The following is a 14,962-nucleotide window of genomic DNA, read 5'->3' on the forward strand; positions in this document are numbered from 1 at the left end:
TCTGACGCAATGCAGATACATAGCAGACACATCATGATGCAGACAAACACGATGAACAGTTTCACAATAAGAACTGCTGCTCTGCTTTTCACCTACCGTTTGACCCGTATTCCTTATCACAATCGATAGATTTGGGTAGATTGAGCAACTTTATGGCTGGCCTGACATTCAGAATCTGCATGGAGAATCTGTATGGAGTCATACACTGAATCTAATGCCTAACTTTTGCTCAGTTACGACAAGCGCCTGCTTACTTAGTCTGGGGTTGTGGTTGAACAGCCTATGGTTGAGCCGTTCAACCGCTGCGATCGCACAACCGATTGCCGCTGAATCAGTTTCTTCTCAAACCTACTCAATTTGGCAGCCACCGCTTCCGCTCGCCGAATTCATGGACAGTCAAGCCGCGAACCAACAAGAACCAGCCGATTCATCTAGTCCAGCCTCGACCTCACCCGCAGACGCGTTCGACCTTGATCCAGACATTTACGAGAACAGTCCGGTGCTGCAGGAATGGTTGGCTGATCCGCCGGATATTGCAGACGAGATTTGCCATGATCCCAGCTTTCGTACTCGGTTGAAATTCGGCTATGTGCAGTTTCCCTCGACCGACCAGGCCAGCGGCTTTAACCTAGGCGTTGAAGATGTGTTCATCGGTCGTACGGGACTCACCGTCAGTGCCGACTACCAAGCGGCCTTTGATCGCGATCGCACCTCCTATGGCGCAGATCTGCATTACTTTGTCCGACCGCTGGGCCGCTATATTAATGTGGCTCCTCTGGTCGGCTATCGATATTTGGAAACGGACGACTACACCGAAGAGGGACTCAATGTCGGTATCCGGCTGATGCTGGCTCTATCCCGTACCGGAGCTGCAGACATTTCGCTATCCCAAAGCTGGGTAGATGTGGGCACAAGTCAAGAAGTGGGACTGACCTCCATTTCGGTTGGATACGCTCTCACGCAGCACCTGCGGCTTTCTGCCGACATCCAGAAGCAAAATTCCACCCACGGACGAGACAGTATGGTCGGAATTGGGCTGGAGTGGCTGCTATAAAGTTCGCTGTAGGAATCTGCTGTAATGACGTTGGTGCAATGATTTTGGTGTAGTGTCGAGAACTGCGATTGCAGTTCTCAAGGTTGCCAGATGGTGTGTTAGGTTAGAAACAGAGTCTACCCGCAGGGTGGGCAATTTTAGAGCGAATGTTAACGCTGGTAAAAGCATTCGCAAATTCTGCTAAAGTAAGTAGGCTTTTCACAATTCGGTCAATGTCTGGGGGTGAGCGCAAAATCGTCAGTTCATGAATGAGGTCACTAAGCAGCGACAGTCAGCATCCAAGCGGAAGCTGATGGCCAAGATATGCGCGACTGCTTAGTTGGACAAGCCCTAGACAGCCACAATCTTTTACTTATCCACTGCTCCTAGAGAAGCGTTCTGCGTGTGTAGCGTTTACGCATGCTTGATGTATGCTCCGGGAGAACAAGTGGTCTAATATCGCATCGCTTAGGTGCGATCGCGGGGAGTGTCATCCCGAGTTTTTGATTTCAGTTACAAACTGTTGTTAACCGTAGACATAAGTTAATTAGGAGTGAATGCTTATGACTCAAGTTGTTGTTGGCGAAAACGAAGGAATTGAATCTGCACTGAGACGCTTTAAGCGTCAGGTCTCAAAGGCCGGCATCTTCGCAGAGGTGAAGCGTCGTCGTCATTACGAAACGCCCCAAGAAAAGCGTAAGCGTAAGGCCGTTGCTCGCCGCAAGAAGCGTTATCGCTAAACCACTTGCAGTTTAGCTAAGTTGAATCACCGAAAGAGCTTTTCCCAGTGGGTGAAGCTCTTTTGGCTGTTTGTGCTTGTGTTTAATGCTGGCGTCCCATCTAACAACATCACACTTCAGTAGTCACTTTTGGCAAAATAGATTAGGCTTTGAGGCGAGTGCGATCGCGCTTGCATTTTTTGTTTGTGGATCATGTTACCTGTGACTGAAAGGAGGCCACTGTGCTGGACTTGCTCGCCACCGCACTAGCAGTGCTGGGGTTAGGGATTGGAGACGTGCAGCGCCTCAATCCTGTTGACAAAACCGTCTGGACAGAAACCGTCGATAGTTTAGATGCCTGGTCAGATACAGCCTTTCAGGTCGCCGTACAGCGCCCCGATCCGCAAGCCAAGCAAATTGTGGCTCAGTATCTACAATCTCTTAATACCGCAGGTAATCCAGTCGGTAGTCAGAGCGTTTTAGTGCAAATCGGCTCGGCTCCAATTGCTGCGCATCAAGCCACTAGTCCCCTGCCAGCGGCCTCGTTGACTAAGGTTGCCACTACGCTGGCAGCACTGGCGACGTGGAATCCCAACCATCGTTTTGAAACCGTGATTGCCGCTACTGGCCCAGTGCAAGATGGTGTTCTACAGGGGGACTTAGTTGTTCTCAGCCAAGGCGATCCGCTGTTTGTATGGGAAGAAGGGATTGCCTTGGGCAATGCGCTCCAGGATGCTGGTATTCAGCAGGTCAACGGTAATTTACTGGTTACGCCCGCCTTCACGATGAACTTCAGCCCAGATCCGGCTCAATCCGGCCAGTGGCTCCAGCAGGCAATTAACGCTGATCAGTGGGAATGGGAAGCTGAGCAGCAGTTTGCAACGCTGCCGCCCAATACGCCCCGTCCTCGCATCGTCATTAACGGCGGCATTCAAGTCATTTCTCCTTCTGCGCCAATTTTGCAATCTGTCAAGCCGCTAGTCAGCCATAAATCGCTGTCGCTGTTTGCCATCCTCAAGTCGATGAACATCTACAGCAACAATGAGATGTCGGAACAGATTGCCCGTCTCATTGGTGGCCCGACTGCGGTATCCAGCAAAGCGGCTCAAGCCTCTGGCGTTTCAGTTGATCAAATTCGGCTGATCAATGGTTCCGGCTTGGGACAAGAAAATCAAATTTCTGCGATCGCAGTTGTGCAAATGTTCCGTGCCATCCAGCTCATTTTGGAAGACACTGAGTTCAACGTGGCCGATCTATTTCCAGTTTTTGGTCGCGATGGTGGCACGTTGGACTATCGCAGCATGCCGACTGCGACCACAGTTAAGACCGGTACTCTTAATGGAGTGTGTACTTTGGCGGGAGTGCTGCCCACCCGCGATCGCGGTTTGGTTTGGTTTGCCATTTTTAACCAGGGCCCCAACATAGAAGACCTGCGGGCACGTCAAGATCAGCTATTGCAAGCGCTCACCCAGCATTGGGGAGCCGCCCAACCTCTCCCCCAAGACATCACACCGTCAGCCCTACCAGAATCTGAGCAGCTCGGCGCTGCTAGCCGCAATCAGGTCATTTAAAACCACCATAGCTATGTTGGTTAGGACGTTTTTGTAGTACTCTCTGCCGCACCACAAAAACGTCCGTATCCTAACAGAGCTGACTACAGCTATAACTTCACCCCAAGAGCAACAAGCGGGCTTAGCCCGCTTGTTGCTCTTGGGATTTGACTGGTTACTGAGGAATAATCTCCGTTATCACTGGGCCACCGCGCACCACGACCGTTTGATTTTCTAGACGGCCCACGGCCTGATCGCCCCTTAGATTAAATGGCGGATCGGTTTGCCGATAGCGGACATTGCCTCTGGCGTTAACCTGCTGGGTCGGAATGATCCAGGTTAGCTCGTTGGCATTGAGCTGAGAGCCATCTCGTTGGCCCACAGCCTGCACATTTTGACTGAGATAGACAATTTCTTGCTCCAGATCCATGCGACCGGTGTCAGCCGTGAGCGTGACTCCTTCGGTTTGATGCACGATGCGGATTGGCTGATTGCTGACGATTGTATTTTTACCCAAATTCCAAAACATATTGTTGCTGGAAACCTGCACCGGCGGCTCCCTTAATGTCAGCAGCGCATCCTCCGTGATTCTGACCAAATTTTCTTGCAGCTTGACTTCGGCCTGTTTTCCCGTCACCGTATCAATAATTTGATTGCCTTCATAGCGTTCCACCTTGATTGGGACTGGACTCACAACCGTTTCAGCTTGCAAATTCCACAAAATCTTTTCGCTTTGTAGACGAACATTCGGATCTTTGGTTGTCGCAATTACTTTGCCAGTAATTTCCATCGTGCGATCGCGCGTCATCACCTTGGCTTCTTGAGCCGAAGCATTCATTTTGGGATGAGTGCCCTGGATTCCGCCCCGCACAAAGATGACATTCTCCTGTGGTCGCCACTCCAGTTCTTCTCCCTTGAGCACGGCTCCGTCGCGCGTATCCGTGGCCACTACGTCACCGCGCAGATAGATCACCTCTCCATCCTGGTGAACTTCGGCGGTTTTGGCCTCTACGTTGTAAATTTTCTCGCCATCCTGTAGCAGATCGCCGATGGGATTGGTTACCGTGGCAATCTTTTGGTCAGGGCTGTAATTGGCCTCTTCTGCTTTAATACTCCAAACCGGGTTGCCTGCTTCGTCGGACTGGCTTAAGGTGATGTTCTCAAAGGTCAGATTGCTGGTTTGTTCCTGCACTGCTGAGCTATCTTCCGCAATCTGATCGGCGGCCCGATTTCTGCGATCGCAACTTACCAAGCCACCCCCAATCAGAGTGATGGCGAGGCATACCCCGATAGGGCGCGTCCATTGGCCATTCTTCATTCGACGTTCGTCCTTATGTAGACCGTGTCATGACTATTCTGACACGGACGTTTCATGAACATCATTTTGCATTAAAGCCCAGTAGTGCTGTGTCAAATCAGTTTTGATGGTTGATACATCACGCTTTGCGCGGCATATCAATCATCAAAACCCATCAAAAACCACCAAAACAACGTTGACAAACCAATAGAGGGAATTGGCTACCAAGTCACGGCAACTCGTCACCTCTTCTAAGCTGGGAGATAAGTTATGAGACGAAACATCAGCAGTGTCTCATAGATTGTCGTCTAGGATGGGACAAGGCTTCCATCACAAAACCGATTTTCGATTCAGTATGGCTCGTTCTCAACTGCATAAACTAGGCACCTACCTGCGCCCCCACTGGAGACTAGAAACAATCGGAATCCTATGCCTGTTTGCCGTGAATGGACTTGGCACCTGGATTCCCTTGATCATTCGAGACAGCGTTGATGAACTCCAAGTGACGTTCGACTTCAACCAAGTTTTGCGCTATGTCGTGCAGATTTTGGTGATGGCAACCATCATGCTGGGTTTCCGAATGGTCTCGCGCATTGTGTTGTTTGGCGTGGGGCGACAGGTCGAGTTTGACCTCAAGCAAAAGATTTTTCGCCACTTGTTGACCCTTGAACCGGCCTATTTCGCTCGCAATACAGCCGGGGAGTTAATCAGTCGCGCCACCAGCGACGTGGATAATATTCGACGGCTGGTCGGCTTTGCCGTCTTAAGTTTGGCCAACACCATCTTTGCCTATGCGATTCGACTACCTGCCATGCTGTTTATCAACGTGCGCTTGACCCTGGCAGCGATTGTGATTTACCCCATCATGCTGATTCTGGTGCAAGCCTTTAGCCACAAACTGCGCTCAGAGCAGCTCAATGTGCAGGAACGTCTATCAGACTTGAGTGATTTGATCCAGGAAGATATGAGCGGTATGCCGCTGATCAAAATTTATGCTCAAGAAGAAAACGAACGCCGCGCCTTTCACCAGCGGAATCAGAAATTACTGGGGGCAAACCTAGCACTGGCCAAAACTCGCAATACGCTATTTCCCCTGCTGGGCGGACTAGCCAGCATCAGCTTATTGATTCTGCTGGCGTTAGGAGCTGGAGCCATCTCTACAGGGCAAATCTCTGTGGGTGACTTTGTTGCGCTGCTAATTTATGTCGAGCAGCTCGTCTTCCCCACTGCGCTGCTCGGCTTCACGATTACGGCTTATCAGCGTGGTGAGGTCAGTATTGATCGAGTAGAAGCTATTCTGACCGCTCAACCGCAAATTAAAAATGAACCAGATGCCATCGATTTACCGTTGGAAGATGTATCCGGACGACTAGAAGCACGACAGTTGACCTATACCTATCCCGATGCTGCCGAACCGGCTTTGCTCTCAGTCAATTTTTCACTCAATCCCGGTGAAACCATTGCTATTGTTGGCCCAATCGGTTCCGGTAAATCGACTCTAGCTAATGCTTTACCGCGTTTACTGGATATTGAACCAGGTCAACTCTTTCTGGACGGGATTGACGTGACCCGTATTCGGCTCCAGGATCTGCGACGTGCGATCGCATATGTTCCCCAAGACAGCTTTCTGTTCAGCACATTAATTAAAGACAATATCCGATACGGCGACCCCTTAGCCTTCCAAACAGACGTAGAACATGCCGCCAAAGAAGCGCAAATCCATGAAGAAGTTCTCAATTTTCCAAAGCAATACGAGACCATCGTTGGAGAACGCGGCATCACTCTATCGGGAGGTCAGCGTCAGCGCACTGCTTTGTCCCGTGCGTTACTTGTGGACTCATCCATCCTGATTTTGGATGATGCTTTATCCAGCGTCGACAACCAAACTGCCACCCGTATCCTCAATAACTTGTCCACAGGCACACAGCGCAAAACCGTACTGTTTATTACCCACCAAATGTCTGCCGCCGCCACCGCCGATCGCATTTTGGTCATGGAGGCTGGTCAAATTGTCCAATCAGGCTCTCATACTGAACTCGTTAGCCAACCGGGGCTATACCAATCCCTCTGGGAGCAGCACAAGCTCGAAGAAATTTTGCAGTAAACCCGCATCTTGCACTGAATCTCCAAAATTACACTTTAAAGCTCTTGTTGTTTGGTTCTTGCTCTGTAGAGCAAGTTCAACTATGTAGCAGCTCAATAATCTTTGGTGAAAGCTCCGCTTAGAATGGGTTTCACTGAAGATTATTGCTTATTTTGGTAGCAGATTTTGTATGACAATTTACGGTGAGTGCGGGTGCAGATGACTGGTTTCCATGAGCAAATTTGGTATACGACGGGCAAACTGATCTAGACCACTATCATTGGCGCAGTATGGTTTCGTTATTGCACAAATTAAATTACTATCGGCAAACCGTCCCACGAGAACTGCCGTATTGGATGCGAGATCAGATCCGGCTAACACTGCAAGCCCCTAGCCTTGAGCAGGTTGTCAATCAGCGAGAAATTCGAGTTTTAGGCCTGCGTCGCAGCGGAAATCATGCCATTATTAACTGGATACGCCATCAGCTGTCTGGTAACATCTGGCATTTGAACAACATTCGGCCCGATAAAAATCCCTATCGGGTTTTGTATCAGCACTACCCCAAAGATCATCTCAAGCCAGAGGCTTGGGGCAATTTCACGCCGAAAGATGCATTAATTTATTCCTATGAGGACTATCGCCTAAGCGATATTGTTACCTCTAAAACCACGGCTCATCATGACCTCTATCTAGGCCGCAGCGCCCAAACAACTACCGTTTTGATTCTGCGCGATCCGTTCAACCTATTTGCCAGCCGCCTCAAACAGGGATTTATTAAAGTCAAATCTCCTGCCCACAGCATGGTCGATTTGTGGTTGGAATATGCACAAGAATTTGTGAGGGAGAGCCAGTTTTTGGATGATTCCACCATCTTCGTAAACTACAATGAATGGTTTCGCAGCCCAGCCTACCGTCAAACCGTTGCGGCTCAACTAAACATCCCATTCTCCGACGCAGGACTGGAACAGGTTAAGTCCCAAGGCGGCGGCAGTTCGTTTGATGGGCAAGCTTTGCAGGGACGTGCCCAAGAAATGAGCGTGTGCGATCGTTGGCAGCACTTTGCCACCGATCCAACCTATCTCCAGCTCCTCTCAAATCCTGCCATCAGTCACTATTCAGAACATATTTTTGGCCACATCGCTGGCACAGAAGTTCTTTCGCAAATTTAGATGACAAAACCTAGCGGTGCCAAAAAAAGAAGATGACTGGGAAGAAGCTATACTGCGCGCTAGTAGCCTTTAGCCAAATTTGTTTGACTTCAGAATGATCCGAATCACCTTGTATCTTGGCCTATTTACTTAAATGCGCCTGATATATAAACTTTGATCATGGTTTTGCAGCAAGAAATACAATTATATTTTTTAATCAAACTTTATTCCTGGATGGGCTTACCCTCATGGAGATACAATCAAAATCTGAGGATCAGTCTGCAAGCTATATAGCTATAGGAGGTGCAGACGGGAATGTATCGACAACAACACATTTACTATAGATATATAGCTTAATCAATCAATGCAATTCGATCAGCCAAATACTGTGAATTATCTATATTCTTTGCTGCAAAAAAAAGCGAAAACTTTTGTAGTTTTTTGCTTACTTAGTTTGATTCCAACGCTATTTAATTTTTCAGTTTGGCTCAATATCTTTTCGGAAGAGGGATTATTATTCTCATCCACATTCCAACCATCTCGATTTTTAATTATTACTATAGCCGTTTTATTTGGTCTTCTAGAATGGCTAATTCTCAGCAGCCTTTTAATTAGTGCTTATTGTTTATGGGCATATAGGATTGACCATCATAAGCGTATATTGCTGGTTTATATCATTTCGCTAGCCATCAGCCTAAGTACATTTTGGGTTCTAGTATTCTATCCAGGTATTATGTCTTATGATGCGACCACAGCTTGGGAACAAGCACTAGAAAATCGTTACGATGTATGGCATCCCCCTGTTTTGGCGATGACTATGCATCTTACGCAGAAAATGGTCAAAAACCCAAGCTTATTTACTGGATTACAAGGTTTCGGCTTTTGGTCGTCAACGTTTTATTTACTCTGGCAAATTATACAAAACCAAAGATTATTTTTAGTTAGCACAGCGATTGTTTCTCTTATTCCCCAGCTTTGGCTATATTCGAACGCCGCAATCTCGAATACCTCAATGGCATCCTTTGTAATGTTAGCGGCAGCTTTTCTTATTCGAGCATCCCGCCTCAAAAGCCAGTCATCGGTTTTTCTATCTGTTATTTGTTTATCGATTGCAGTTGCATTTCGGCGTGAAGCGATTTTATTAGCTGTGATTCCGCTTGGATATGTTATTTGCCTGGCATGGCAACAGAAAAAAATTCGTGGAGTCATCAAGTCAATTCCGCTGATTATAACTTTGTTAATTATTCCAGCTAAGTTAATTGAGTTAAGTCCCAATGTTACTGGAACATCTCCAGCAAGCTATGTTTTCTTAAGCCAGTATATAGGCACTATTCATCGAGCAGGCTCTAAAATCAGTACAGCAGAAATGCAAATAGAAGAACAGTCTATTGATACGGCTTTCGGATCGGGAACATTTCAAATTTTGATGGGCGAAGGTTTTAACTGTCGATTTCCTCAGCTTTGGCTCCGTAACATCAGGCTAGCCGATAAGGAAGAGGTTATTTTGGCAAAACCTAAGTTTATTATGCGGAAGGCAGCTAATATGATGCTAAGGTATCCATCTGCTTATGCTAATCACAAATCTTGCAATTTCTCTTATGTTTTACAAATTCCCAAGGTCGTTTACCAGAATTGGGGCGGTATTGGAGGTCCAAGTTTAGCAATAGGACGAAGACAGCAACTTAACCTCGAGTTTAATAGTCAGTTGCCCTCATTCAAAAAAGCTTACGCTCATTTTATGCAATGGATGTTAGATCATCCAGTACTAAGCTGGACGTTTAAGCATTATATTTTCTATGGATTTTCGTTGCTAACGTTGCTGATTGGATTGTTTGCACGCCGTGTTGAGTGGATTATTCCTGCAGTTTTTAGTGGTGTGTATGCATTGGGTAATTTAATTCCAGATTCATTTCCCTTCTGGCGTTATCTATTTCCATGCTATGTATTAGCTTGGATTTGCATATTAGCTCTACTGAGTCATGTGGCTAAGAAAGTTTTCCCAACCACTTTTTATCATTAATACACGTAACCGAAAATAAATTGACTACGCTATTGCAAAAGCGAAAGCTGTCCAACTTGTGCCCAGGCTTTATTCACAGCGTATCCTTAGTTCTTTTTTATGCCGTTTGACAATAGACCTCTTGCATAAATCGAAAAACACAACGTAATCACAGGGGTTTTAGCCTTCAAATCCTGGTTCGTGCAAGAGGTCTAATACATCTCATACCAATTTAAATTGAGAATAACAAGAATGATCCCTCATAAGGTGAGGGACTTAAGCTCCTTGTTCAATGCAATTTTACAAAGAATGGGTATCAGGTCGAAGTGATAAGCAAATTGCTGAATTAGGATAGGCTCTACATCGGTGCGAGTAAGACCAGGAATAAACTGCGCTAGGCTACCGACGGGTTTATCGGCAATGCCGCAGGGTATGATGTGCTGAAACCCAGCCAAATCAGGGCAGATGTTGAGGGCAAAGCCGTGCATAGTAATCCATCGACTGGCCTTGATGCCGATTGCAGCTACTTTACAGTCTGCAATCCAAACTCCAGTTAAACCTGGAATTCGCTGTCCTGTTAAGCCCAGATGAGCCAAGGTTTGAATTAATATTTCTTCAAGTTGGCGTAAGTACCAATGTAAGTCTTTTTGATGTCGGACTAGGTTCAATATCGGATAGCCAACTAACTGTCCGGGCGTGTGATAGGTGATTTCGCCGCCCCGCTCAACTCGATACAATTCGACATCAAGACTAGCGGGATCACTCTTAAGAAATTCTAAACTTGCGCCTTGCCCAAGGGTGTAGACTGAGGGATGCTCTAGCAACAGCAAAACATCGGGTAAATCCGGCTGCTGACGGCGAGCTTCAACGAGTTGTTGCTGCCACTGCCAAGCGGTTGCATAAGGGATTTGTCCCATTTGATAAAGCTGGCAAATCGGCTGCGATCGCACATTAGGCATAGCGAAGAAAGACGAAAAAAACAAGCGGATTTTACCTGAAACTGGCTTGAAAATGTGACGAAACACGTCAAGAAACGTCAAGTCATGCAAAGGATCTTAAAGGAGTCTGTTGTCCAGAATACAAGGTGTTAGGGTGAAAGTATCCCACAGATCTACAGGGATGTAACACCCAATAAGTAAGGGGAGGAAGCTGTATGAAGCTTGTTATCCAGGGTAAAAACATAGACATCACAGACTCTATCTATGATTACGTCCATCAAAAAATTGAGAAGGCAGTGAGCCACTATGAAAATCTGACAACCGAAGTCGATGTGACATTGTCGGTGGCTCGTAATCCCCGGATAAATCCAAAGCAAACGGCTGAAGTTACGATCTACGCTAATGGAACGGTTGTTCGTGCAGAAGAAAGCAGCGAAAACCTTTATGCCAGTATCGATTTAGTCGCCAACAAGATTGCTCGCCAGTTGCGCAAGTATAAGGGTAAGCGAAATCGCAAATCGCACACAACTACCAAACCCAATGAAGTGTTCCGTGGTCAGCAGATCACGACGGATGTTTCACGTGTCCTACATGAGCGTCAGCCAGAGCTGCCGTCGGAAGTAGTGCGGGCAAAGTACTTTGCCATGCCGCCGATGACCGTTGCAGAGGCACTAGAGCAGCTAGAGCTTGTGGATCATGATTTTTACATGTTCCTCAATGCAGATACTGATGAGATCAACGTGATTTATGAACGGAATCACGGTGGGTATGGTCTCTTGCAACCCCGCAAAGCTAATCATCATGAGAATGGCAATGGCTTCCATGCTGAGATGGAAGAAGAAGCCCTCGAAGCGTTAAGCCAAAGCTAGACAACGCTAAATTCCCAATACTCTTATAAAGTCCCAAAGAGCCATGATGCCGTCGCAACGCGACGGCATCATGGCTCTTTGGGACTTTAGGATCTGGCAACAGGGCAATCTTTTTAGCGTAAAGGCCACCAAGAGACCTTATCGCGTGTAGCGCTGTAAGCTTCTTTGAGTCCTTCTGGATTCGTGACATGCACGATATCGTTGCTGCCGTCGGATGCTTTACCTGATTTCAAGAGCCCAACTTTAATCATTCCTTTTAGCACCTGCTCGACGGTGCGATGATTAAGCTGGCAGGCTTTAGCGATGATATCTACGGGGAGGTCGAAATCAAACGTGGCGGTGTCATCAGGCAGGTGCCGCAGCGTGCGCTCTTGATAAACTAATGCCCGTAACAACGAGGCAACAGCTTGAGGCGGATAGGCGCTACAGTTCAGCAGATGGTACTGAAACTTTTCCCGCAGTTCGAACAGCATGTTGTAGCGATCGCAAAATAGAGCATTGCTTTCGTAGAGCGCTTGAATCGCTGCCACAGGAATTTTGACGACATCCGTGGTTTTATAGGCCTCAACCAAACTAGGAAACGCACGGCAGACTTTACCGTAAGCAAAATCCAAATTACGCATCCCGAAGCAGCCGCCGGGATAAGTAACGGCAATAATCCGATCGAGCGGTGTACTGCGAATCACCACTGGCCCACCCGCCGTAACCACATAAAGGTGCTCAAGGGAATGATCAGGACGAAATGCCGTGTAGATCGGACGACTGGAGTACAGTTTTTCGACAATGAGCTGATTGGGATCGAGATAAGTTGCGACATCGGCAGCATTCATACCCTGGAACAAAAAATTGCCCTGAATCAACAGGTCGATGAGGTCAGATGGAGCTAAATGCTTTGCCTGCTTTGTCATGCCGATGCTCCCGACGAGTTAGCCAACCTATTGTGGCATATGGAATCAAGATTTTTGGGCCGTCTCAAGAATTGGGGCTGATGAGTTTCATGAAAGCTGTAGCGTGCTACCAGCATAATCTTTCAGGCTTTAGATTAACTCCGCGAGCGCGGTCTATTGGCAGATTTAGTGTGAGTTTTCGATAAAGCTAAATTAAATCGATTTGAATCTGAATACATTTAAGATACACTCAGGAATCAAATGCATTTGCATTCTTAGCCTTGTGAAAGGCTGCTCAAGTTGAAGGTGCTGTTTCAGTTGAAGCAGTTTTCTTATCTCAGCGTTGATTCCGTTCAACATTGATTGATGAATGTGGGCACACTATGACCGCTCCACTCCCTCGCTCTATTTCTCAAGGGATCTGATATGCAAATTACACGGTTCAGATTTTTACGTGGATCTTGGCGGCGCAGTCCGTGGCAAAGTCTTGGCTTACTGGTTTTGCTGGGTGCTGGGTTGAGTGTTGGTATAGCCTTAATCGGCGGGACAGAGCTTGCGCTACCGCTGGATTTGACTTGGCAGGGTTGGCTTGCGATCGCAGTTACTGTATTGGCGTTCTTGCTCAATGCACTGACCCAACTACCAGCCGATATCGTGTTTTTGGGCGGCTTAGCCGTCCTTTTTTTGACGGGAGTACTGGATGAGCAGGCAGCTCTGGCCGGATTCAGTAATTCCGGTTTACTGACTGTAGGTGTGCTCTACATTGTGGTGATGGGCCTGCAACAAACGGGGGGACTGGCCTGGATTTCCCAGCGCGTCTTGGGTTTACCAAAAGGATTATTTCGGGCGCTGTTACGTCTCATCTTGCCCGTCGTCGGCATGAGCGCCTTTTTGAACAACACGCCCGTTGTCGCCATGTTTGTGCCCGTGGTGAATGACTGGTCGCGTAAGTTACGCCTCAGCCCGTCGAAACTGATGATTCCACTCAGCTATGCTGCGATTTTTGGCGGTATTTGTACGCTAATTGGTACCAGTACGAATCTGGTGGTCAACGGTTTGCTGATTGCCAATACGGATTCTCCTGGTCTGAGAATGTTTGACATCACGCTGGTCAGCTTGCCCTGTGCGGCAGCGGGTTGTATTTACCTGCTGGCCGTCAATCGCTGGCTCCTGCCCGATCGCAAGCCCGCCCTGAGCAACTATGACGATCCCCGTGAGTACACCGTCGAAATGGTGGTTGAGCCTGGCAGTCCCCTGGCTGGTAAAAACATTGAACAAGCCGGATTGCGCCATTTACCCGGACTGTATTTGGGTGAGATCGTGCGCGATGGCCGCATGATTGGAGCAGTCAGTCCCCAAGAAGTCCTACAGGAAGACGATCAACTGGTATTTGTTGGCGTTATTGACTCAATTGTCGATCTGCAAAAGCTGCGCGGCCTCAAACCTGCCACCAATCAAGTCTTTAAGCTGGATGAGCCACGGACAGAACGCTGCCTGATTGAAGCCGTGGTATCCAATACCTGCCCGATTGTGGGCCAAACCATTCGCGAAGGTCAGTTTCGCACTCGCTACAATGCTGTCGTGATCGCCGCTGCCCGCAATGGTGAACGCTTGCAGGGCAAAATTGGCGATATCATTCTGCGTCCGGGTGATACGCTCCTGCTGGAGGCCAGCCCTTCCTTTCTAGAGCGGCAGCGCGGCTCCCGCGATTTCTATTTGTTCAGCGCCGTGCCCAATTCGGAACCGTTGAACCACGATAAAGCTCCTTTGGCGCTAGCAATTTTGGTTGGTATGGTGCTGCTAGCGGCGTTTGGCTGGATGAGTATGCTACAGGCGGCGGTATTGGCATCGGTTTTGATGATTGTGACCCGCTGCTGTGCGCCTGATAAAGCGTTGGGCAGCGTGGAATGGTCGGTGCTGCTCGTGATCGCGGCGGCATTAGGTATCGGTCAAGCCCTGGAAAGTACCGGAGCTGCAACCGCGATCGCAACTTCATTTGTGTCCCTGGCAGGCGATAATCCCTGGATTGCCTTAACCGTGGTTTACGGGATCACCACGATTCTGACGGAGGTAATCACCAATAACGCGGCGGCGGCGCTGGTCTTTCCAATTGCACTGGCGGTTTCTCAAAGTTTAGACGTGAACTTTATGCCATTTGCGATCGCAATTATGATTGGCGCATCGGCAAGTTTTGCCACCCCCATTGGCTATCAAACGAACCTGATGGTCTATGGCCCTGGTGGCTATAAGTTCACCGACTTCATGCGAATTGGCATCCCGCTCAATCTGCTGTTCTGGATTTTAACCGTTACCATTACCCCTCTGGTTTACCCGTTCTAACGAAACGCTTCAAAAACAGTAAGCCCTGCCGCAGTTGCGGCAGGGCTTACTGTTTTTAGGCTAATCAGAAATTCAGTCCCCGTCGGGACACGGCATGCC

Annotated in this window: 11 protein-coding genes; 8 read left to right on the forward strand and 3 right to left on the reverse strand. The window is 48.0% G+C overall.

All coding sequences use genetic code 11. From position 1 onward, the window contains the following. The first annotated feature begins 271 nt into the window (after nt 1–271). The 3 genes from AC286M_RS10245 to AC286M_RS10255 all read left to right on the forward strand — a co-directional run bounded on the left by AC286M_RS10245 (nt 272) and on the right by AC286M_RS10255 (nt 3,323). A complete protein-coding gene (locus tag AC286M_RS10245) occupies nt 272–1,054 on the forward strand; it encodes a hypothetical protein (RefSeq protein ID WP_488204286.1) in 783 nt (260 codons plus the stop codon). Nucleotides 1,055–1,596: 542 nt separating this feature from the next. Next, nucleotides 1,597–1,773 carry a 30S ribosomal protein S21 gene (rpsU, locus tag AC286M_RS10250; RefSeq protein ID WP_488204287.1) on the forward strand — a complete coding sequence of 59 codons (177 nt, stop codon included), beginning with the start codon at nt 1,597–1,599 and terminating at the stop codon, nt 1,771–1,773. 221 nt (nt 1,774–1,994) lie between these two features. Next, complete coding sequence (locus tag AC286M_RS10255; RefSeq protein WP_488204288.1) at nt 1,995–3,323, forward strand: D-alanyl-D-alanine carboxypeptidase; 1,329 nt, start codon at nt 1,995–1,997, stop codon at nt 3,321–3,323. A gap of 154 nt (nt 3,324–3,477) precedes the next feature. Here AC286M_RS10255 and lptC read toward each other — a convergent pair whose 3' ends face one another. Next, nucleotides 3,478–4,620: an LPS export ABC transporter periplasmic protein LptC gene (lptC, locus tag AC286M_RS10260; RefSeq protein ID WP_488204289.1), complete on the reverse strand. Its 1,143-nt coding sequence runs from the start codon at nt 4,618–4,620 to the stop codon at nt 3,478–3,480. Nucleotides 4,621–4,954: 334 nt separating this feature from the next. Between lptC and AC286M_RS10265 the strand changes: the two genes are divergently transcribed. The 3 genes from AC286M_RS10265 (at nt 4,955) to AC286M_RS10275 (ending at nt 9,850) form a co-directional block, all read left to right on the forward strand. After that, the gene (locus tag AC286M_RS10265; RefSeq protein WP_488204290.1) at nt 4,955–6,703 is read left to right on the forward strand and encodes an ABC transporter ATP-binding protein; all 1,749 of its coding nucleotides are present in this window, start codon (nt 4,955–4,957) and stop codon (nt 6,701–6,703) included. A 335-nt stretch (nt 6,704–7,038) separates the two neighbouring features. Beyond that, the gene (locus AC286M_RS10270) at nt 7,039–7,851 is read left to right on the forward strand and encodes a hypothetical protein (protein WP_488204291.1); all 813 of its coding nucleotides are present in this window, start codon (nt 7,039–7,041) and stop codon (nt 7,849–7,851) included. Nucleotides 7,852–8,194: 343 nt separating this feature from the next. Then, complete coding sequence (locus AC286M_RS10275; protein WP_488204292.1) at nt 8,195–9,850, forward strand: hypothetical protein; 1,656 nt, start codon at nt 8,195–8,197, stop codon at nt 9,848–9,850. A 239-nt stretch (nt 9,851–10,089) separates the two neighbouring features. Here AC286M_RS10275 and lipB read toward each other — a convergent pair whose 3' ends face one another. Beyond that, nucleotides 10,090–10,812, reverse strand: coding sequence for a lipoyl(octanoyl) transferase LipB (gene lipB, locus AC286M_RS10280; RefSeq protein ID WP_488204293.1), 723 nt, complete (start codon nt 10,810–10,812; stop codon nt 10,090–10,092). A 170-nt stretch (nt 10,813–10,982) separates the two neighbouring features. On the opposite strand from lipB, the gene hpf reads away from it, so the two are divergent. Beyond that, nucleotides 10,983–11,636, forward strand: a complete 654-nt coding sequence (gene hpf, locus AC286M_RS10285; protein ID WP_488204294.1) for a ribosome hibernation-promoting factor, HPF/YfiA family — start codon at nt 10,983–10,985, stop codon at nt 11,634–11,636. 113 nt (nt 11,637–11,749) lie between these two features. Here the strand turns inward: hpf and AC286M_RS10290 are convergent, their stop codons facing one another. Next, on the reverse strand, nt 11,750–12,544 hold the full coding sequence (locus AC286M_RS10290) for a cyclic nucleotide-binding domain-containing protein (RefSeq protein ID WP_488204295.1): 795 nt from the start codon (nt 12,542–12,544) through the stop codon (nt 11,750–11,752). 495 nt (nt 12,545–13,039) lie between these two features. On the opposite strand from AC286M_RS10290, the gene AC286M_RS10295 reads away from it, so the two are divergent. Then, nucleotides 13,040–14,863, forward strand: coding sequence for an SLC13 family permease (locus AC286M_RS10295; protein ID WP_488204296.1), 1,824 nt, complete (start codon nt 13,040–13,042; stop codon nt 14,861–14,863). Nucleotides 14,864–14,962: the final 99 nt, after the last annotated feature.

Source organism: Thainema salinarum CENA647 (assembly GCF_057732415.1).